Here is a 19,061-nt window from a genome sequence, read left to right as displayed (position 1 = left end):
CTCTTTTTCTTTCAGAAAGCATAATAAAAAAAACTAAGGAATTAATGAGTATATTTCTAAAGAAAATCTAAAGAATTTGTATAACTAAGTAATAACTTGAAATGGAGATTCTTTCGCTAAGACTCTCCATCGTACCATGCTATTTAAAGTTGAACAGGACTTCCTACGCAAGTGCTCCAGTTGCAAGCTCCATGATTAAGCTTCAGCGCCCCCCATCTCGGGTAAAATACGAAATTCAGTGTGAAAGCTCTAACTACGCATGAAGAGTTGAATATATTCTTGACTGAATCGTATTCAATTTATTGATACTCGGATATTTTATTGCTTTGTGAATATAAATAAATCTCATTGCCAATAAATGTAGTTATAAGTAAAACCCGATGAGCAAGTATCATCGGGTTTTTATTAAAGTTAGGAATATTATTTTATAATATTTGTAAATAGGTAAGCGAAACACAATTGTGCTGAGGACGGGAGAGCAAAAAATTGGACGGAGCTATAATGGAACTTGCAAAATCAGATATACGTGAATTTACTGCTACGGTGCGTAACGATGTACTTCAACAATTCCTCAATCTGGATTGCTCTATGCAGACTTTGAACAGTTAAAAAACCAGCCTGCCTATGAGCAAAGAATACTTTCATTTGATACAAAATAGGTGCTACCCGATATGCATACCATGAGAAATAAAAGTGGAATATCAATTGTTTCTGGATTATACAGGGGATTTATTAAATACCTGATTATATTCAAGCTGCGCATCGGTGATCGCCAGCTTTGAATAGATTTACAGCGATTTTCTTCATGGCCGGAACATGGCTGAATCAGTACATTATCCAAAAAAAACAGCCACTACAGGGCTGCTTTTGTACTACGGGTTAATTGCTCGTGTATTTTACCCAATCATATTCGGCGTATAGCGGATTCGCTCCATTATACGAACCTAGCCAGTCGTCAACGCCAGTGCCATTCCATAAATTCATCATAATCTTGCCTGGCGTGCTTGGTATGTTCGTGGTTGCCGTATGCTTTAGAACCCCGTCAACATACCACTTAATGTACCCTGGCTGCCAATCGAAAGCATAGGTGTGGAAGCCTCTTGATGCATCAAAACCCAGATCGATAATCTTCTCGTGACCACCGACCCCGTTTGTATAATAGTTGAATTGTACTTTTGTCGTGTCTTTGCCTAAAAATTCAATATCTATTTCATCCCATTGCGTGCCATCAGTAGGTCCCGTATACGTAAAAAAGGAAGATACGATCCCTGTATTTTTAGCAGGCTTCATGCTGACCTCGTATAAGCCGTATCTGTAAGTGTTCGTCGATCGATACTCTCCGCAGTCAAATTTATTGTACGCAGAACTTGTTAAGCTAAGCTTCATTTTGCCATCGTTCGTAAAATTGACATTATTGGCACGCCAAGTGCAATTAAACATGTTCCCATTGGAATATCCATCCGCTTTTTGCCATGCACCAGAATTGAAACCATTAAGTGGTTCCCAAAAAACATTCCCCGCATAAACGCTTACCGAAAAAAACAGAGAGACAATACCCGTGACCATTAAAGTGAACCAAGATTTCTTCTTCATTTTACACCTCCATAAAAGATTGACCAAACATGGAAGAAACGGCTGGCAATGATACATTATTTCAAGTATTGACCGGCTTACCGAAAAATATAAAACGCTTCCATATTTGGCATCTTCATTGTAGCTTGAAATTGAGGCGTAGACTATAGCAAACTTAACGCTTGAAACATAATTTCAAAAAAACTAAATTTTATCAAGTTGTGGTTTGGAAATGTAAGTTATACAATTAGATGCAATAAATTCAAATAAACGTTATAATTTTCCATTAAGGGAGGTGATGATTTTGCAATAGGATAGACTCAGGAAGCGGAGCCACTACATGTTTATACCATTTTATTCTTTTGGCATAATAGTCAATTAAATTTTTGAGGAGGAGGCCTTTCTTTGAAAAAATTAGGTATGGTATGTAAAATAGTTCTGATACTTGTATTCATATTGCCTTTAAAACCGGTCTTTGACCAACATATAGATGCATGGTCAGGTATGCCCATGGGAGAGCTCCATGTCAGGGGCAATCAATTGGTGAACAGCAGCGGAAAACCTGTTGTTTTGAGTGGCTGGCATCAGCCGTCGGGGGCATACTGGACCTATCAAAACAGTAATTATTATCTCAATTTGAATGGTAACAATCGTCATGCAGCAATTTTGGCTTATTTGAAGGATATCACCGACACCTTTACAGACACCAGACCGAAGTATGGAAGCAACCACGGCTGGTATATGAATCAGGTCCGATTGTTTATTGACCGCCAGGATATGGGAGATGTGGCCGCAGGGTCATACAACTTCGCCGGTTTACAGGCAGTTACACAAAATGTGATTATTCCATACATCAATTATGCGAAAACAAAGGGCGTTTATGTTACCCTTGGTCTTGATTTCACTTTGGCTAACGACCAGGCTACAACACAATCCAATTTGGACAAATTTAATCAAATCTGGGGATATCTTGCCTCACAGCCGGCTATCAATAGCGCGGATAACGTCATGTTTGAACTGATCAACGAGCCAATTAAGTCGTATGCGAATGGGCATTGGGGAGGCTATCCCGGCGAGAATGATTTTCTTGACCATTGGAATGATCTGAGAAGATTCCAGAACTCTATCATTTCCACGATTCGAAGTAAAGGAGCGGATAATGTCATCTGGGCTGCAGGACTTGGATACAACCAATTTTACAGCCCGGTGGCAAAACACCCGCTGACAGACCCCTTGAACAACTACGGCTATGCTGTCCACTGGTATCCGGGCTACGGAGCTTATGATAACAAGGACAAGCTGCAATCGCAATGGGATTCCAACATTAAGGCGGCAGCTCAAGCCTATCCAATAAATATTACAGAATTTACCTGGTTCAAAACGCAGCCCGGCGATTCAGAGTACTGGAATTTGTTTAACGGCTCTAGTGATGGATTTGGGAAAAACACGAAGTCCATTTTTACAGCAGCTGGTAATGTCAGCATGACCGCACACATGAATGGCTTTCTGCTGGAATCTGGAGCAAGGAGTTCATTTGCGGACCCAACAGCCGGGTTAAAGTGGGATGGCGATACCCGACGTCAGGCGATGGCCCGCTTCTTGTTTGGCTGGTACTATGAGCGTGCACAGGCCTATCCGAGAGCACTACTCTAGAACAGTGAATCAGCAACGGATGATGTGCCTGCGGATGCACCGACTGATGTGCTTACAGATACATACATTAATGCACCGACTGACGCACAATCAGAATGATGTTAATACTTTCAGCTACCGACAGCCTATCCAATTGGATAGGCTGTCGTATTATTATTTTATAGAAAGTACTAGTAACTGACTTGTGCGCCACAAGTATCATCTTTTAGCGGAACAACTAGTAGTGCTATGGAAGTTGAATCAAAGAAGGGTGGTTAAAGAAAAGATAGCAAGACCTTTTTAAGAGGGGCTTGCTATCTTTATGGTTTAGAGCAATTTTAACCTCTAATTTGGGATTCGCAAAGTTCAGTCACCTAACATTTACGGCCATTTTGAGGCCCCCCATTATGTAAGGTTGTTGAAATGATGAGGAGAGGGTATAGTTTGTATGTATTTATTTTGTGCGGGAAGAGGTTAATATGGCGACAATTCATGATGTAGCATTAAAAGCGGGCGTGTCGGTCACAACAGTATCCCGTGTAATGAACAACCGGGGATATATCAGCGAAACTACACGCAAAAAAGTGTTCGACGCAATGGAGGAACTTAATTATCAACCGAATGAAATAGCACGATCCCTATTGCGCAAGCAGTCTAATATTATTGGCCTGATTATTCCCGATGTCTCGCATCCTTTCTTCAGTGAGCTTGCCAATCAGGTCGAGTTCTATGCCTATCAGCAAAACTGCAAGGTCCTGCTGTGCAATTCCCATATGGATCCCGTGAAGGAAAAAGTGTATATCGATATGCTGAAGCGGAACCGGGTGGATGGCATCATTATGGGTAGCCATACATTAGAAGTAGAAGAGTACCGACATTTGAATTCACCGATCGTGACATTTGATAGACAGATTGACCCGTATATTCCTTACATATCCTCGGATAATTATCGCGGAGGCGAGCTGGCTACGGAGCTGCTCATTCGCAAAGGCTGCCAGAAAATTGCGCATATATGCGGAAATATGGAGCTGAATATGCTGTCCAATGAGCGAACCAAAGCCTTCAGGGATGTCGTGGGCAGGGATGGTGTCCAGCATGTGATCGTTCAAACAGACTTGAATGTGTTCGACCAGAAGGAGTACGAGCGAATCATTTCAAAACTCGTTCATGAACATCCGGATGTGGATGGAGTGTTCGCAACAAGTGATATTATTGCTGCTTTTGCGCTGAAAGAATATATTCGCGCTGGAAGGCATGTGCCAGAGAATGTGCGCATTGTAGGCTTCGATGATGTAAGTGTTGCTTCCTGGCTGACGCCGGAACTTACATCGGTAAGACAGCCGATTGCAGACATCGGCAGACTAGCGGTCGAGCTGATCCGCAGGCAGGCGGAAGGGGAGCAGGTACAACCTGTCAATCTGCTGCCTGTTGAACTAATTGAGCGTGCAACGACCTAAATGCTAATCTGTTCCTCTAACAAGGGGAACAGATTTTTTTTAGTACATGTTAAAAATTCAACATGTCAAACGATTGACACAAGTTAAACCTTTGACATATAATCCGTTTGTAAGCGTTTTATTTAAGTGTTCAGAGCCATTATATAAATAAGGGGATGACAACAGTGAGGAAATTCAAAAGAGTTCAATGGATGGTAATGCTGCTTCTTTTGGTTATGGTGGTGTCTGCATGCGGTGGCTCCGGAGGAGAAGGCAATTCGGCTTCTGGAGGGGGATCAGGGGAATCGAAAAATGTGAAAATTACGCTTTTGAACTCCAAAGGCGAAATCCTTCCACAGCTTGAAGAAGCCGCGAAGGCGTTCCAGAAAGACAATCCGGACATTACTGTTGAAATCCAGCCGGTTCCGACTGGTGGATCTCCTTTTGAGCGTGCCTCTGCATTGTATGCATCAGGAAACCCGCCGACCATGACCATGCTAGATACAGGTGATGTTGAGAAATTCAAGGACCGTATCCTCGATCTAAGCGGGGAAAAGTGGAATGCGGACACTGTTGAAAATGCTACCACTGCTACGACATTTGATGGTAAAAATTACGCGTTTCCACTGGCTGTTGAAGGCTACGGATTCATTTACAACAAAGCCGTTGTAGATAAAGCGGTAGGCGGAAGCTTTGATCCCACCACAATTAAAACCCGAAATGACCTTGAAAAACTGTTTCAGCAAATCGAGGCATCTGGTAAGAAAGCATTGGTGATTTCACCAATGGACTGGTCTCTGGGCGCTCATTATTTACCTCTTGCTTATGCAGGCCAGAACAAAGACATGGCTGAAGTGGACAAATTCATGGCGTCACTAAAAGCGGGCCAGGCTAGCTTGGCTAATAATCCTGTATTTAACGGACTTATGGATACATTCGACCTCATGATGAAATATAACATCGATCAGGCTTCTCCGCTAGCAGGAGCTTATGAACGCGGACCGGAGCTGCTCGGCAAAGGTGAAGTTGGCATTTGGTTCATGGGCAATTGGGCATGGCCGCAAATCAACAGTTTTGATACTGCTAATAAAGAATATGGTTTCTTGCCTGTACCCATCAGTAACAATGCCGATGACTACGGCAATCAGGAGATTTCGTCCGCTGTATCCAAGCGCATTGTTATTGACAAGGAGAAGACTACTCCAGAACAGCAAGAGGCAGCGAAGAAGTTCCTGAACTGGATCGTATATGATGAGAAAGGCCAGGATTTCCTCGTGAACCAAGCGAACATTATCCCGGCGTTCAAAAATATTACACTGCCTGCGGCCGACCCGCTTGGCAAGTCCATCCAGGATTATATTGCAAAAGGCAAGTCAGAGCAGTCGATGAGCATGCTGCCTGCCGACCACTGGTCCAAGACAGGATCTTCCATGCAAAAGTATCTGGCGAAACAGGGAGATCGTGCGACACTGGTTAAAGAAATCGAAAACTACTGGAAAACGGTTAAATAAGGTTGTTTTCAAATTACCTGGAATAGAGAGAGAAACCCGGAACAAAGGGAGGGATCATCATGATTACGGAAAAAGGAGTATGGAACCGGCTGCGGACGCGGCTACTGTTTACCGGCCCAACCTTGTTTGCCTTCATAACGGTAATGATTATTCCATTTTTGTATGGCATCTATCTGACGTTCACAAACTGGGATGGTATTTCCACCACACTATCGCTGGTTGGCGTCCAAAACTATCTAGCTGTTTTTAGAGATATTGAGTTTTGGAAATCGTTCAGCTTGACGCTCAAGTATGTGTTTTATACTGTTGTTCTTATCAATGTGATCGCTTTTATGCTGGCTTATGTGCTGACAAAAGGGTTAAAAGGACAGAGTATTTTCCGGGCGGGATTTTTCCTGCCCAACCTTGTCGGCGGCATTGTACTCGGTTTTATATGGCAGTTTATATTCAACAACGTGCTTGTCTATTTGGGACAACATGCCAGCATACAGTCGCTCAGCACGACTTGGCTGGCTGATCCCGACAAAGCGTTCTGGGCACTCGTGATTGTAACTGTGTGGCAGAACGCGGGTTATATGATGGTCATTTACATCGCGGGATTGACGGGTGTGCCGAATGATATTATGGAGGCCGCAAGCATTGATGGGGCAAACAGCTGGACCAGACTGCGGAAAATGGTGCTGCCCTTGATGGTTCCTTCTTTCATCGTATGTATATTCTTGTCCCTGCAGCGCGGATTTATGGTCTATGACGTGAACCTTGCGCTCACGAAAGGTGGGCCGTTCAGCAGTACTCAAATGGTGTCGATGCATGTGTATGAAAAGGCATTCCTCTCCCGTGATTATGGTGTGGGGCAGGCAGAAGCATTCGTGTTGTTCCTGATGGTTGCTCTCATCACTCTGCTTCAGGTTTATTTTAGCAAGAAGTTGGAGGTGGAGGCGTAATGACAAGAAAAAGAATTGCTTCCTCCGTGATCAAATTCATTGTGCTAACAGTCATACTCATATTGTTCATCGTACCGTTCGTCTTTCTGCTAATCAATTCGTTCAAGGAAAACATGGCCATCACCTCAAATCCGTTATCGCTTCCAGAGAGCTTCAGTATGGACAATTATATGAATGCATTTGATAAAATGAATTACATCGCTGCCTTCACCAACTCATTGGTCATAACGGTGTTAAGTGTTCTGTTTATCTCACTGTTCGCGGCGATGACGGCTCATTATTTTGTCAGAAACAACACCAAGTTCAACCAATATACATTTATGCTGATGGTTGCATCCATGATCATTCCATTCCAGGCTATCATGATCCCATTGGTGAAAATCTACGGGTCACTTGATCTGCTGAACAGTAAGTGGTCGCTGATTTACATGTATATCGGTTTTGGCAGCTCGCTGGCCGTCTTCATTTATCATGGTTTTGTAAAGAGTATTCCAAAGGAACTGGAGGAAGCGGCGCTAATTGACGGCTGCACGCGGTTTCAGACATTCTTCCGGATCGTGTTTCCGGTACTGATGCCCACGACTGCCACCATTTCCATTCTCAATGTGCTGTGGATCTGGAATGATTTTCTGCTGCCTTCCCTCATTCTGGTCGATCCGGAGCAAAGGACACTTCCATTGTCCACGTACAACTTTTATGGAACCTATACAGTGGATTATGGTCCATTGATGGCAAGTTTGGTACTGACGATATTTCCGATCATTATCATCTATCTGTTCGCCCAGAAGTATATTATTCAGGGTGTTATGCAAGGCTCGATTAAATAACTGCAGGGGGAGGATGCTTTATCAAACAGACTAAAACGTATACGAGAGAGCGTGCAGATCAATTTATTTCCCAATCGAAGCATATGCTTCGGCCAGATTATCGGCTGCACTACCATTTAATGGCTGAATTGGGCTGGATGAATGATCCGAACGGCTTCATTCAATATAACGGGCAGTATCACTTGTTCTATCAACATTACCCGTATAAATCAGTATGGGGACCGATGCACTGGGGACATGCAGTCAGCCGCGATCTTATGAAGTGGGATTATCTGCCGATCGCTTTGGCACCGGACGGTGAGTTCGACCAAGATGGCTGCTTCTCCGGCAGTGCGATTGAGCAGGACGGAAAGCTTGTCCTGATGTATACCGGACATGTTGTAACCGGGCCTGACAAAGATCAGGATTACAAGCAGTCGCAGGGAATTGCAGTATCAGAAGACGGAATAACGTTCGAAAAGTGGGAAGGCAACCCGGTCATCGGTTATGACGCCATACCAGACACGATCAGCCGTAAAGACTTCCGTGACCCTAAGGTGTTTAGGCACGAAGATCAATATTACGCCGTTCTCGGTTCTAATGATGCCAAAGGGAACGGACTTGTACTGCTTTACCGTTCTGATGACCTGAAAAGCTGGACGTATGTCAATGTACTAGCCGTGAGTGACGGACGCTTCGGCGATAATTGGGAGTGCCCGGATCTGTTCCCGCTCGGTGGTCGGCACGTATTTATGCTGTCCCCGCAACGCATGCCTGCGCAGGGGGAGGCTTACCGCAATCTGCATTCAACCATGTACGGTATAGGTGATTTCAATTCCGCTGCCGGAACATTTACGGCAGAGCGGTATGCTCAGGTGGATCACGGATTCGATTTCTATGCCCCACAGTCAACCTTGGATGATAAAGGGCGGCGTATCGTCATCGGATGGATGGATATGTGGGAGTCGGAGATGCCGACCCAGGAGGGGCACCATTGGGCTGGTGCGATGAGTCTTGCGCGGGAAGCGGTTATCGACGGCGCCAGGCTGCTGTTCCGTCCGCTTGAAGAGGTAAAGAATTACCGATGCAATCTGTTCGAGCAGCGGGATATCTTACTGACAGGTGAGCAGATTATGGACACGCGCGGAGATAGCTACGAACTGAAGGTCGTATTTGAGTTTGAGTCTAGTAACACCGATGAATTCGGTTTGAAACTGCGGGTGGGTAGCGAAGAGGAGACTGTACTGTCGTACCGTCCCGATGACGGTCTGTTCCGTTTCAACCGAGAACGTGCCGGTATAGGCCCGGGTGGAGAGAGAAGAGTGCCTTTGGGCTTACACGAGGGCCGCCTGGAGCTTCGGGTTTTTGTCGATAAAAGCTCGGTGGAAATATTCATCGGCGACGGTGAATACGTCCTCACAGGAAGAGTGTATCCGGGAGTGGAATCTACGGGCATTCGAGCGTTTGCGAGCGGAAAGTGTACGATTGCTTCGTTTCAGAAGTGGGATATATCCACATAGAAATGCATGACAAACAGGAACCCGACCATTGATGGTCGGGTTCCTATTTTTTGTAGGATTGTGATCGTGTGATTTACACAAGCTTATTTTGAAGATAGGCATCTTTGAAGATAGGCATCAATTTTTGCGAGGGCTTCTTCTGTACCGCCAGATTGCTGGAAGCTATCATTTATTTTTTGTACGCCCTCTTTATACGCCGCGTTCGACATTACCTCATGTACGGCATCTCTTAACGATTGTACATTGATTTGGTCTTTGGTTATTCGATAGCCAGCCTGAAGTTCTGTTAACCGCTGCGCGACCATGGGTTGATCCTTGTCCTGAGGCAGTACGACCAAGGGTACATTAAAGTGAATTCCTTCATTCACACTGTTCATTCCACCATGAGTAATAAATACATCTGAATGACGTAGTACCTCCAATTGGGGAACATAGGGCGAGATGATAAAGTGCTCTGGGGCTGGGTTGATTTTCGTAAAGTCAGCTTTCTCGCCAGCTGCAATCACGACGATACCTTCAAAATCGGAAAAAGCTTCAATACAGGTGTTGAAAAAGTCCTCAACATGATCCAAAACCGTTCCCATCGAAATATACAGAACTTTTTTATCTTGTAGTGCATCCAAAGGAAAAGAATGTTCCCCTTTGCGCTCAGGGAAGCTGGGACCAATAAAGAGATTCTCTTCACCAAAGCTGTCAGCGTCTGGTTGGAAATATCGGCTGGTGTATACAACGTTTAGAGCCCCTGTATTGTTCATAAATTGAACCATATCTTTGGGAGCAACACCGAATCTTTCTTTCATGAGATGTAGTGAGGTCGTGGCCTGTTCATCAAGTTGAAATGGCTCTTTTCCATTAGAGCGAAAGAGATTGGTAGCCATCCGATTCTGTGAAATCAGAAAAGATGGGGATGAAGCAATACCAGGGATTTTCAAATAGTCTCTAACTAACTCGCCAGCTCCGAATCTATCATAGAATACAAAGTCAAAATCAGTGCTTTCAGACAGTTGCTTAGTGATTGCTAATATGTCCATCGAAGTCTGAATATGAATATTCATAAATGCACTCAACCCAGCCGGAGTACCGGAATCAATAGAAGCAGTCCTGATCAGATCGGTATGCAGGTGAACCGTTGCTCCAACGGCTTCGAGTCTGTCCTTGTATTTCTCAGTTGTAATGTAATGTACTTGGTCCCCTCGTGCTGCAAAGGCTTGCGTCATCCCGATCGTAGGGTTCACATGTCCTTCTGCCGGAAAGTTAACCATTAATATGTTTAACATTCATCATTACTCCTTTTCTCTACAATTAAGATCGCAGTTTTCACTGAATCTCTCAATCCATAATAACAATAATATTTATTTTTTCAAATGATATCCTTTCAAAATCATGAAACACATGTTGGCATGAAATGTGTATAACAAATATTTAACTCGTGCATAGTAAAGGCGAACTCTACTTAGCAAGGGAGGTTTTTTCTAAGTGAATGTTCAAAGAGCGCAAGAAATAGCGTCCTCTTCCATTATGGCGAATGTGTTGTGTGATGGGTTACCCATTTATATTCAGCATGTGAACGAGCAGAGTGAGACGGCACGCATTTATGCGCTGAGCAATCCAGAAGAGGAACGGGAAGTACCTTTGTACACGTTAACAGAACGAGATCAGGCACTGGAATAAGAAAGGAGCGATATGAAAAATGAAACCCAATCAACAGAAAGTAGTCGAGGCAGACCGTTTGAATTTTCGTGACCAGACGGATGATGTGGTTAGAGAAGTGCCGGCCACGACGGATGCCAGCGAAGCAGTTGCAGCAATAACCTCACATATCAATAAATACGATGTACCGGATGAGTTGGAGGAGAAATAGAGAATGACCAAGCGCGCACAGGATAACCTGTTGCGTGCTTTTTATATGATGCATAAAGGATAACCAAAGATTTAGCAGCTCTGCAAGGGGCTGCTTCTTTTTATTGTTTCGAAAGCATCATACATTTTTTTAAAAAAAGTATTGCATATAGGTTTACTAGGTATTATGATAACAACAGATTTATATTTTTTTGTTTTTCACAAAGGTATAAGGTTTAGACCTTAAAGATTTATGATCGGAGTGTTCATATGTTAATCCAAACTCCTCTGCGCTTTGAAAAAGTATCGGCTAAAAAAGTGAGTGATTTTATTAGAGAGCAGTTGGAAGAGGCTATTATTTTAAAGGAATTGCTTAGCGAGGAGCAACTACCGACAGAGCGGGAACTCGCAGAAATATTTAATGCCAGTAGAATTACAGTCCGTGAGGCGTTATCTCAATTGGAATCCAAGGGACTCATTGAGAAGAGGGTAGGTGCCAAGGGAGGGACCTTTGTTCTTCCCGTGACGGCAAACTCTCATAAACGTACCCGGGAAGAAATTGCAAAAGATTGGGAGCACATGCTGAAGGTCTTTGAATATCGGATGATTGTGGAGCCGGAGGGTGCTTTTTTAGCGGCTGCGCGGATCACCACGGATGAACTGGACCTGCTTCAGCATTACCTGGAACAGAGCATTGAAGCGGACTGTACCCGAGAATGGTTTCGGGCCTTGGATGTTAAATTCCATCTGGCCATTGCCAAAGCATCTGGCAATCCATTTTGTGAAGATGCGGTTAGGCAGATTCGTACCAAGATTAACCCGGCACTTGATCTCATGCCCTATGATGATCAGATTCGGACGGTGAATTACGACGTCCATACGGAAATACTGAGTGCACTTCGGGCACGAGATGCTGAGAAGTCGCGGGAAATGATGAAGCATCATATCGGACATTCCGCAGATGCCATTTATGCAAGAGTGGTTGCAAAAGGCTAACGATATCATACACAAAAAGAATACGATTCGAGTGGGGAGAGTGAAAACATGAACATACATGAACTTTTGGCTTTATCTAGACCGCTTCAAGAGCAATTGATCACATGGCGAAGGGATTTTCATCGCCATCCTGAAACGGGTTATGAAGAGATTCGAACATCGGGCATTGTAGCTGAGCACTTGCGTAGTCTCGGGTTGGAGGTGACAACCCAGGTAGGGAAAACCGGGGTTGTGGGTCTGTTACGGGGAAAAAGCCCAGGGCCTACCATTGGTCTAAGGGCAGATATGGATGCATTACCGATTCAGGATCAAAAAACGGTTCCCTATCGTTCGGAGATCCCAGGTAAAGCCCATTTATGTGGTCATGATGCTCATACCGCCATACTGATGGGAACTGCACAGGTACTTGCTCATTTGGAGCGACCTGAAAGAGGAAATATCAAATTTGTTTTTCAACCGGCTGAAGAAGGTTTGGCAGGGGCCAAGGCTATGATCGATGACGGTGTATTGGAGAATCCCAAAGTGGATGCCATGGCAGGCCTACATATGTTCCCGGGCCTGAAGACAGGAACACTGGGGGTCAGCAAAGGGGTAGCTTTTGCATCGGCAGACAGCTTAACAATTAAGATTCTAGGCAAAGGCGGTCATGCTGCCCGTCCACATGAGGGAATAGACGCCATTGCCGTGTCCGCGCAGGTTATTTCTGCCCTGCAAAACATTCCAAGTCGTATGGTTGATCCCCTTGAAACCATTGTCATTACGATTGGCAAAATTAGTGGCGGGTATATGGGTGCGGCCATTGCACCGGAAGTAGAGATGATCGGTACCGTGCGTACCCTATCTGCGGAACTGCGTAACCGGATGCCTGAGCTGATCGAACAGGTGGTCCGTGGGGTGTGTGAGTCGTTCGGGGCTGGATATGAGCTGAGTTATCAGCAGGGCTACCCGGTTGTGCAGAACGACCCGGATATGGTTGATCTGATGACGGAAACGAGTGAGCAATTGTTTGGCTCCAAGGAGTGGGACTACATCAAACCGTCAACAGGCGGGGAGGATTTTGCTTTTTATTGTGAACAGGTACCCGGCGTGTTTTTCCGGTTGGGATGTGGGAGAGGTGATGAAGATACCAGCTATCCATTACATCATCCCAGATTTGATTTAGATGAAATGGTACTGCCTTATGGGGTAGCCATGATGTCGGCCATTGCGCTGAATTTTTTGAAGACAACATAAAATCGAGATTAAGACGCTCAAATGCAGCTGTGTGGCAATATACAACCTTAATGGAGTGGAGTGGACAAGATGAATAGACATAAGTGGTTTAGAGGCGGGATTACGTTACTGATTGCTGCGATGATCCTGGCGGGTTGCGGTACCCAATCTACAGGCGGTAGTAAAGACAGCGCAACATCGACCGACAGTAAAGTACTGACAATTGCTAATGCTACGGATATTGAAAGTTTTGATCCACATAACAATAACAATACGGCGAGTGAAGCCGTTCTGGTTAACGTATTTGACTACTTATTGAAAAATGATAGTCAGCAGAAGAAAGTGCCTGGACTCGCTACTTCCTGGGAAAAGGTAGATGATACCACTTGGCGTTTTCATCTGCGCGAAGGGGTAACCTTCCATAACGGTGATCCGTTTACAGCGGAAGATGTGAAATACACGATAGAAAGAGTAGCAAAGGATAACATACTCAAACAAAATTCCTACTTTAAAAATATTAAAGAAGTGAAAGTGGTAGATGAACATACGGCAGACATCATCACCGATGGACCTGATCCGTTACTGTTGAATCGTTTATCCAAAATGGGAGCTGGCATCTTACCTTCCAAGTATATTGAGAAAAATGGGATAGAGGCATTCCTTAAAAATCCGATAGGTACAGGCCCTTATAAATTTAGCCAATGGATCAAGGATGACCGGGTGGTACTCGTTAAAAACGATAAGTATTACGAAGGTCAGCCCAAATGGGATCAAGTTGTCTTCCGCTCCATTCCAGAAGCCTCTACGCGTGTATCTGAACTGCTCGCAGGCTCGATTGACATTGCATCTGGTATCCCTTCCACGGATATAGAACGTGTTCAAGGCGAAGAGGGTAAAAAAATCGTCAAGGCTCCGATCCAGCGTGTACTGCAATTGATTTTACGTCAAAGTCAGGGCAGTGTTACGGCTGACTCCAAAGTGAGAGAAGCGATAGATCTCGCGATTGATAAAAAAGGAATCGTAGACAGCATCGCAGGCGGTGCTGGGATTGTAACCCGTACTTCCGTTACACCAGGTAACTTTGGTGCCGATCCTTCCTTATATGAGAAAACATTATATGATCCGGCTAAAGCCAAGGAACTGCTGAAGCAGGCCGGTTATGCTGGTGCAGGCCCGACATTGACCCTTTCAGTATCCTCAATATACAAAGAGTATGCCGAGGTCGTAGCCGCCATGTTAAATAAAGAAGGATTCAACATTAAATTGGACGTGCTGGAGCCAAGTGCTTTCAGTGAGCGTTACAGTTCCAAATCTTTCAAAGAAATGTTTATGATCGGCATTGGTAATTCTCTATTTGATGCTTCCAACAACTATAATCGCTATCTGGTAGAAGAGGCAAAAGGCGAAACGGATTATAACAATCCGAAGGTAGAGAAGCTGCTGCAGCATGCGCTGACGAATCTGGATACAGCCTCGCGTGAAAAAGAGTATCAGCAAGTGCAACAGATTTTGGCTGAAGATCGTCCAGCCGTATATTTGTTCCAAATGGAAGGGATTTATGGCACCGGTAACGGTGTGAACTTCCAACCGAGAAGCGATGAAATGTTCTATGCAGAGGATATTACACCTGCTAAATAAAGAAGAGAAATGAACGGGCGGGGACCTCAATGAAGGTTCCTGCCCGTCCTTTTAAAAAAAGCCTGCTGGTTACGGAGGTGACAGATTGAAAACGTATATCGCTAAATCACTGCTTCAGGTTATTCCTGTACTTCTGATTGTCTCCCTTATTGTATTCATCCTGGTGAGGGTAACCGGGGACCCTGTGGCCCTTATGCTGCCGGAAACCGCTACAGCTGAGGATCGTGCAGTGTTAACGCAGGCGCTGGGGCTAGATCAGCCCTTATATACGCAATACATTAAATTTATTGGCAGTGCCTTACAAGGAGATTTTGGTACCTCGTTTCGCTATGGTGAATCGGCTTTGCCGTTAGTATTGGAACGGCTGCCTGCCAGTTTTGAATTGGCAGTAGCCGCCATGATTTTTGCGGTCATCATTGCTGTGCCTTTGGGTGTCATCTCAGCAGTCAAACGGAATACCTTTACCGATTTAATCATTTCCAGTTTATCCGTAGTCGGCAAGGCCATGCCCAACTTTTGGATGGGGATTATGCTCATCTTATTATTTTCCGTCATGTTAGGGATGCTTCCGGTGTCCGGCCGGGGCGGGATGGATCATTTAATACTTCCGGCCTTTACACTGGGTGTCGGCCTTTCTGCACAGATGACCCGACTCATTCGCTCCAGTATGCTGGACATTTTGAATCAGGACTATATTCGAACAGCCCGAAGTAAAGGGATTCTCGAAATCGTGGTTATCGGAAAACACGCTTTCCGCAATGGATTGATTCCGGTCGTTACGATTATGAGCTTGCAATTTACGAGCTTGATCGGCGGTACACTGATTACAGAGACGGTATTTGCATGGCCGGGTTTGGGACAGTTACTTGTCGTCGCTGTGAATACGCACGACATGGCTATCGTTCAGGCTGCTGTATTTGTGATTGCCTTTATTGTGGTGGTTAGCAATATTTTAACCGATGTCGTTTACCGACTGCTTGATCCAAGGATTAAATACAACTAGAGAGGGGAGGGGGAAGCGTGGCAGGCATTCATGATGTACAAGCCCTTGATCCAGATCTAAACCTGGATGGCAAAAAGCAGATACAACCGTCCGGTATCGGACGTATATGGAAGCAACTGTTACGAAGTAAAACAGGAACGGTCGGTGCAGTGATCTTACTGCTCGTTTGTTTAACGGCATTATGTGCCCCTATGCTGGCCAGTCACAATCCTGCGGAAATTGACCCGCTTAACCGTCTGAAGCCGCCTATGTGGTTGGATGGTGGATTGCCGGAACATTGGCTTGGTACAGATAACCTAGGACGAGATATGTGGAGTCGTATCGTATATGGAGCGAGAGTTTCGCTTATCGTCGGTATTGGTGCAGTTCTGGTCTCAGGCACCATTGGCGCAATCCTTGGCCTCCTCGCCGGGTTTTATGGTAAATGGGTGGATGCCACCATAATGAGAGTTGCCGACGCCTTTTTGGCTATTCCGGCTATTCTGCTGATGCTGGTTGTCTTGGCCGTTGTAGGGCCTGGCATGACTACGCTCATTTTCGTCATTGGCGTTACAAATTGGGTTTCTTATACGAGAGTTGTCCGGGGCGAGGTATTGAGTATCAAGGAACGAGACTTTGTTAAAGCAGCCAAGGCGATTGGCTCTAAAAATAGTAGGATTTTATTGAAGCACATTTTACCGAATGTCCTGTCTTCGTTTATCGTCATTTCCGGTATGAATGTAGCAACGACGATTATTATGGAAGCTTCTCTTAGTTTTCTCGGATTAGGGATTACACCGCCGGCAGTGTCCTGGGGTGGCATGCTGAGCGATGGGAGGCAGTATATAGCCACGAGCTGGTGGGTGGCAACGTTTCCCGGCCTGGCGATTACCATCACAGTTCTGGGCGTCATTTTTCTCGGTGACTGGCTTCGCGATGTGTTAGATCCCCATATGAAAGCGAAAGAATAACAGAAAGCGGGGGATCGGAAAAGATGACCACGAGATTGCTAGAAGTGAATCATTTGAAAACCTACTTTAAAACGGAGGATGGCATCGTTCCTTCGGTCAACGGTGTCAGCTTCACTGTGAATCCAGGCGAAACAGTAGCTATTGTTGGAGAGTCCGGTTCCGGTAAAAGTGTAACCTCCTTGTCTATTATGGGTTTAGTGGCTGCACCAGGTAAAGTCGTGGGCGGGGAGATTCTGCTTGAAGGACGAGACTTGCTCAAATTGTCCAAGGGAGAAATGCGCAAATATCGGGGAAACGAGGTATCCATGATTTTTCAGGAGCCAATGAGTTCGTTGAATCCTGTATTTACGATTGGCAACCAAATCAGTGAGGTCATCCGGCAGCATCAGAAGCTCAGCAAACCCGAAGCACGGCAGAAAAGTATAGAGATGCTGGAAAGGGTAGGTATACCTGGTGCGTCGAAAGTGGTAGGTTATTTCCCACATCAGTTGTCCGGAGGAATGCGTCAGCGGGTGATGATCGCAATGGCCTTGGCCTGCCAGCCAAAACTGCTCATCGCTGATGAGCCGACGACGGCCCTGGATGTAACGATACAGGCTCAAATTTTGAATTTAATCCACAAGCTGAGCAAGGAAGAGAACACAGGCATCATTCTCATTACCCACGATTTAGGTGTCGTCGCGGAAATGGCTGACCGGGTAGTCGTGATGTATGCCGGGGAAGTAGTCGAGGAAGCGGACGTATTTGAATTGTTCGAAAAACCGGGCCATCCCTATACGATCGGACTGCTAGGATCACTCCCTAAGCTTACAGAACAGAGGGAATGGCTGGATTCGATTCCCGGTACCGTTCCTAATATGATGCAGATGCCGAGTGGTTGTCCATTTCATCCCCGCTGCCCTTACGCCCAGGAACAGTGCACAAGGATTCATCCTGAATTACAGGCCAAGAATCCAGGACACTATGTCAGATGTTTACGGATGGAGGAGGTGTCAGTATGAACGAGACAGCACAGAAAACACCGCTTCTCGAAGTGAATGGGCTTAAGAAATATTTTCCGATGAACAAGGGCTGGTTTTCCAGAAAGAGCGGTTATGTACGGGCGGTTGATGATTTGAGCTTTAAGGTGATGCCAGGGGAAACCTTAGGTATTGTAGGGGAATCGGGGTGTGGTAAATCAACAACAGGACAAATGATTACACAACTGCTAGAACCCACGGCAGGCGAAATTCGTTTTCAAGGACAAAGCCTGTCTGATTTAACGGACGAAGAAGTCCGCAAAGTCAGACGAGATTTGCAATTTGTATTTCAAGACCCGTATTCCTCTTTAAATCCAAGAATGAAGGTTTTTGATATCGTCGCGGAACCGCTTCAGGTACACGGGATTGCTAGAGGCAAGGAGCTTAAAGCTGAAGTTTTTCGACTGTTGGAAACGGTAGGGTTAGGCGCGCATTTAGCGGATCGGCATCCCCATGAATTCAGTGGCGGGCAGCGGCAGCGGATTGGCATTGCCAGGGCGCTTGCCATGAAGCCGAAGCTCATCGTTTGCGACGAGCCCGTGTCTGCGCTGGATGTGTCAATTCAGGCTCAGATTTTGAATTTGTTAAAGGAGCTTCAGCAGCAGTTCCAGCTTACCTACATTTTCATCGCTCACGGGTTGCCCTCCGTCAAGCATATTAGCGACCGCATCGCGGTGATGTACTTGGGTAAAATCGTGGAGCTTGCAGATCGTGATGAGTTGTTTGCAAGACCGCAGCATCCGTATACAAAAGCATTGCTTGAGGCAGTGCCTGTTCCTGATCCGAGGCTGCGTAAAGAACGGATAACATTGACGGGGGAAATCCCCAATCCCGCCAATCCGCCTTCGGGCTGTACTTTTCACACGCGTTGCCCCTATGCACAAGAGATATGCCGACTACAGAGTCCATTGCTCGAAGAGTATACTCCAGGGCATATTGCTGCTTGTCATTTTCCCCTGCATAAGCAGGTGGCTCACGAATAG

18 protein-coding genes are annotated in these 19,061 nt (G+C 45.4%); 16 read left to right on the top strand and 2 right to left on the bottom strand.

The window, feature by feature from the left end; genetic code table 11:
* Positions 1–486: 486 nt before the first annotated feature.
* A complete protein-coding gene (locus tag T3H97_RS22540; RefSeq protein WP_328800938.1) occupies positions 487–609 on the top strand; it encodes a hypothetical protein in 123 nt (40 codons plus the stop codon).
* Between the two features lie 270 nt (positions 610–879).
* On the opposite strand, the gene bglS is transcribed toward T3H97_RS22540, so the two are convergent.
* Complete coding sequence (bglS, locus tag T3H97_RS22535) at positions 880–1,593, bottom strand: beta-glucanase (RefSeq protein ID WP_442955625.1); 714 nt, start codon at positions 1,591–1,593, stop codon at positions 880–882.
* A gap of 384 nt (positions 1,594–1,977) precedes the next feature.
* Between bglS and T3H97_RS22530 the strand changes: the two genes are divergently transcribed.
* From T3H97_RS22530 to T3H97_RS22505, 6 genes are all read left to right on the top strand, one after another.
* The gene (locus T3H97_RS22530) at positions 1,978–3,225 is read left to right on the top strand and encodes a cellulase family glycosylhydrolase (protein ID WP_328800937.1); all 1,248 of its coding nucleotides are present in this window, start codon (positions 1,978–1,980) and stop codon (positions 3,223–3,225) included.
* Positions 3,226–3,683: 458 nt separating this feature from the next.
* Positions 3,684–4,661, top strand: coding sequence for a LacI family DNA-binding transcriptional regulator (locus T3H97_RS22525; protein WP_328800936.1), 978 nt, complete (start codon positions 3,684–3,686; stop codon positions 4,659–4,661).
* A gap of 164 nt (positions 4,662–4,825) precedes the next feature.
* The gene (locus T3H97_RS22520) at positions 4,826–6,151 is read left to right on the top strand and encodes an ABC transporter substrate-binding protein (RefSeq protein WP_328800935.1); all 1,326 of its coding nucleotides are present in this window, start codon (positions 4,826–4,828) and stop codon (positions 6,149–6,151) included.
* 59 nt (positions 6,152–6,210) lie between these two features.
* The gene (locus T3H97_RS22515; RefSeq protein WP_025723175.1) at positions 6,211–7,095 is read left to right on the top strand and encodes a carbohydrate ABC transporter permease; all 885 of its coding nucleotides are present in this window, start codon (positions 6,211–6,213) and stop codon (positions 7,093–7,095) included.
* Complete coding sequence (locus T3H97_RS22510) at positions 7,095–7,922, top strand: carbohydrate ABC transporter permease (RefSeq protein ID WP_272639181.1); 828 nt, start codon at positions 7,095–7,097, stop codon at positions 7,920–7,922. The genes T3H97_RS22515 and T3H97_RS22510 overlap by 1 nt, the downstream gene beginning before the upstream one ends.
* Positions 7,923–8,005: 83 nt before the next feature.
* Positions 8,006–9,421, top strand: a complete 1,416-nt coding sequence (locus T3H97_RS22505; protein WP_328800934.1) for a glycoside hydrolase family 32 protein — start codon at positions 8,006–8,008, stop codon at positions 9,419–9,421.
* Between the two features lie 83 nt (positions 9,422–9,504).
* Here T3H97_RS22505 and T3H97_RS22500 read toward each other — a convergent pair whose 3' ends face one another.
* A complete protein-coding gene (locus T3H97_RS22500) occupies positions 9,505–10,698 on the bottom strand; it encodes a macrolide family glycosyltransferase (RefSeq protein ID WP_328800933.1) in 1,194 nt (397 codons plus the stop codon).
* Positions 10,699–10,897: 199 nt separating this feature from the next.
* On the opposite strand from T3H97_RS22500, the gene T3H97_RS22495 reads away from it, so the two are divergent.
* From T3H97_RS22495 to T3H97_RS22455, 9 genes are all read left to right on the top strand, one after another.
* Complete coding sequence (locus T3H97_RS22495) at positions 10,898–11,092, top strand: H-type small acid-soluble spore protein (RefSeq protein ID WP_103048343.1); 195 nt, start codon at positions 10,898–10,900, stop codon at positions 11,090–11,092.
* A gap of 19 nt (positions 11,093–11,111) precedes the next feature.
* Positions 11,112–11,282, top strand: coding sequence for a hypothetical protein (locus T3H97_RS22490; protein ID WP_023990428.1), 171 nt, complete (start codon positions 11,112–11,114; stop codon positions 11,280–11,282).
* 248 nt (positions 11,283–11,530) lie between these two features.
* On the top strand, positions 11,531–12,256 hold the full coding sequence (locus tag T3H97_RS22485; protein WP_023990426.1) for a FadR/GntR family transcriptional regulator: 726 nt from the start codon (positions 11,531–11,533) through the stop codon (positions 12,254–12,256).
* A 48-nt stretch (positions 12,257–12,304) separates the two neighbouring features.
* Positions 12,305–13,489, top strand: a complete 1,185-nt coding sequence (locus T3H97_RS22480) for a M20 metallopeptidase family protein (protein WP_328800932.1) — start codon at positions 12,305–12,307, stop codon at positions 13,487–13,489.
* Between the two features lie 69 nt (positions 13,490–13,558).
* On the top strand, positions 13,559–15,106 hold the full coding sequence (locus T3H97_RS22475; RefSeq protein ID WP_328800931.1) for an ABC transporter substrate-binding protein: 1,548 nt from the start codon (positions 13,559–13,561) through the stop codon (positions 15,104–15,106).
* Positions 15,107–15,191: 85 nt separating this feature from the next.
* Positions 15,192–16,109, top strand: coding sequence for an ABC transporter permease (locus tag T3H97_RS22470; protein WP_023990423.1), 918 nt, complete (start codon positions 15,192–15,194; stop codon positions 16,107–16,109).
* 17 nt (positions 16,110–16,126) lie between these two features.
* Positions 16,127–17,059 carry an ABC transporter permease gene (locus tag T3H97_RS22465; RefSeq protein ID WP_328800930.1) on the top strand — a complete coding sequence of 311 codons (933 nt, stop codon included), beginning with the start codon at positions 16,127–16,129 and terminating at the stop codon, positions 17,057–17,059.
* 23 nt (positions 17,060–17,082) lie between these two features.
* Positions 17,083–18,060, top strand: a complete 978-nt coding sequence (locus T3H97_RS22460; protein WP_103048340.1) for an ABC transporter ATP-binding protein — start codon at positions 17,083–17,085, stop codon at positions 18,058–18,060.
* Positions 18,057–19,061, top strand: a complete 1,005-nt coding sequence (locus T3H97_RS22455) for an ABC transporter ATP-binding protein (protein ID WP_328800929.1) — start codon at positions 18,057–18,059, stop codon at positions 19,059–19,061. Before T3H97_RS22460 ends, T3H97_RS22455 begins: the two co-directional genes overlap by 4 nt.

It is taken from the genome of Paenibacillus sp. LX16 (genome assembly GCF_036252815.1).
In the GTDB taxonomy this organism is placed as follows: domain Bacteria; phylum Bacillota; class Bacilli; order Paenibacillales; family Paenibacillaceae; genus Paenibacillus; species Paenibacillus polymyxa_B.
Note: the sequence above shows the minus strand (reverse complement) of the source record. Positions and strands in the feature narration are given on the sequence as shown.

What these genes read in the sequence shown, in the direction of transcription:
- T3H97_RS22525 (WP_328800936.1), top strand. Translation starts at nt 3,684, where the DNA reads ATGGCGACAATTCATGATGTAGCATTAAAAGCGGGCGTGTCGGTCACA.
- T3H97_RS22490 (WP_023990428.1), top strand. Translation starts at nt 11,112, where the DNA reads ATGAAACCCAATCAACAGAAAGTAGTCGAGGCAGACCGTTTGAATTTT.
- T3H97_RS22505 (WP_328800934.1), top strand. Translation starts at nt 8,006, where the DNA reads ATGCTTCGGCCAGATTATCGGCTGCACTACCATTTAATGGCTGAATTG.
- T3H97_RS22460 (WP_103048340.1), top strand. Translation starts at nt 17,083, where the DNA reads ATGACCACGAGATTGCTAGAAGTGAATCATTTGAAAACCTACTTTAAA.
- T3H97_RS22510 (WP_272639181.1), top strand. Translation starts at nt 7,095, where the DNA reads ATGACAAGAAAAAGAATTGCTTCCTCCGTGATCAAATTCATTGTGCTA.
- T3H97_RS22515 (WP_025723175.1), top strand. Translation starts at nt 6,211, where the DNA reads ATGATTACGGAAAAAGGAGTATGGAACCGGCTGCGGACGCGGCTACTG.
- T3H97_RS22480 (WP_328800932.1), top strand. Translation starts at nt 12,305, where the DNA reads ATGAACATACATGAACTTTTGGCTTTATCTAGACCGCTTCAAGAGCAA.
- T3H97_RS22455 (WP_328800929.1), top strand. Translation starts at nt 18,057, where the DNA reads ATGAACGAGACAGCACAGAAAACACCGCTTCTCGAAGTGAATGGGCTT.
- T3H97_RS22475 (WP_328800931.1), top strand. Translation starts at nt 13,559, where the DNA reads ATGAATAGACATAAGTGGTTTAGAGGCGGGATTACGTTACTGATTGCT.
- bglS (WP_442955625.1), bottom strand. Translation starts at nt 1,593, where the DNA reads ATGAAGAAGAAATCTTGGTTCACTTTAATGGTCACGGGTATTGTCTCT.
- T3H97_RS22485 (WP_023990426.1), top strand. Translation starts at nt 11,531, where the DNA reads ATGTTAATCCAAACTCCTCTGCGCTTTGAAAAAGTATCGGCTAAAAAA.
- T3H97_RS22500 (WP_328800933.1), bottom strand. Translation starts at nt 10,698, where the DNA reads ATGTTAAACATATTAATGGTTAACTTTCCGGCAGAAGGACATGTGAAC.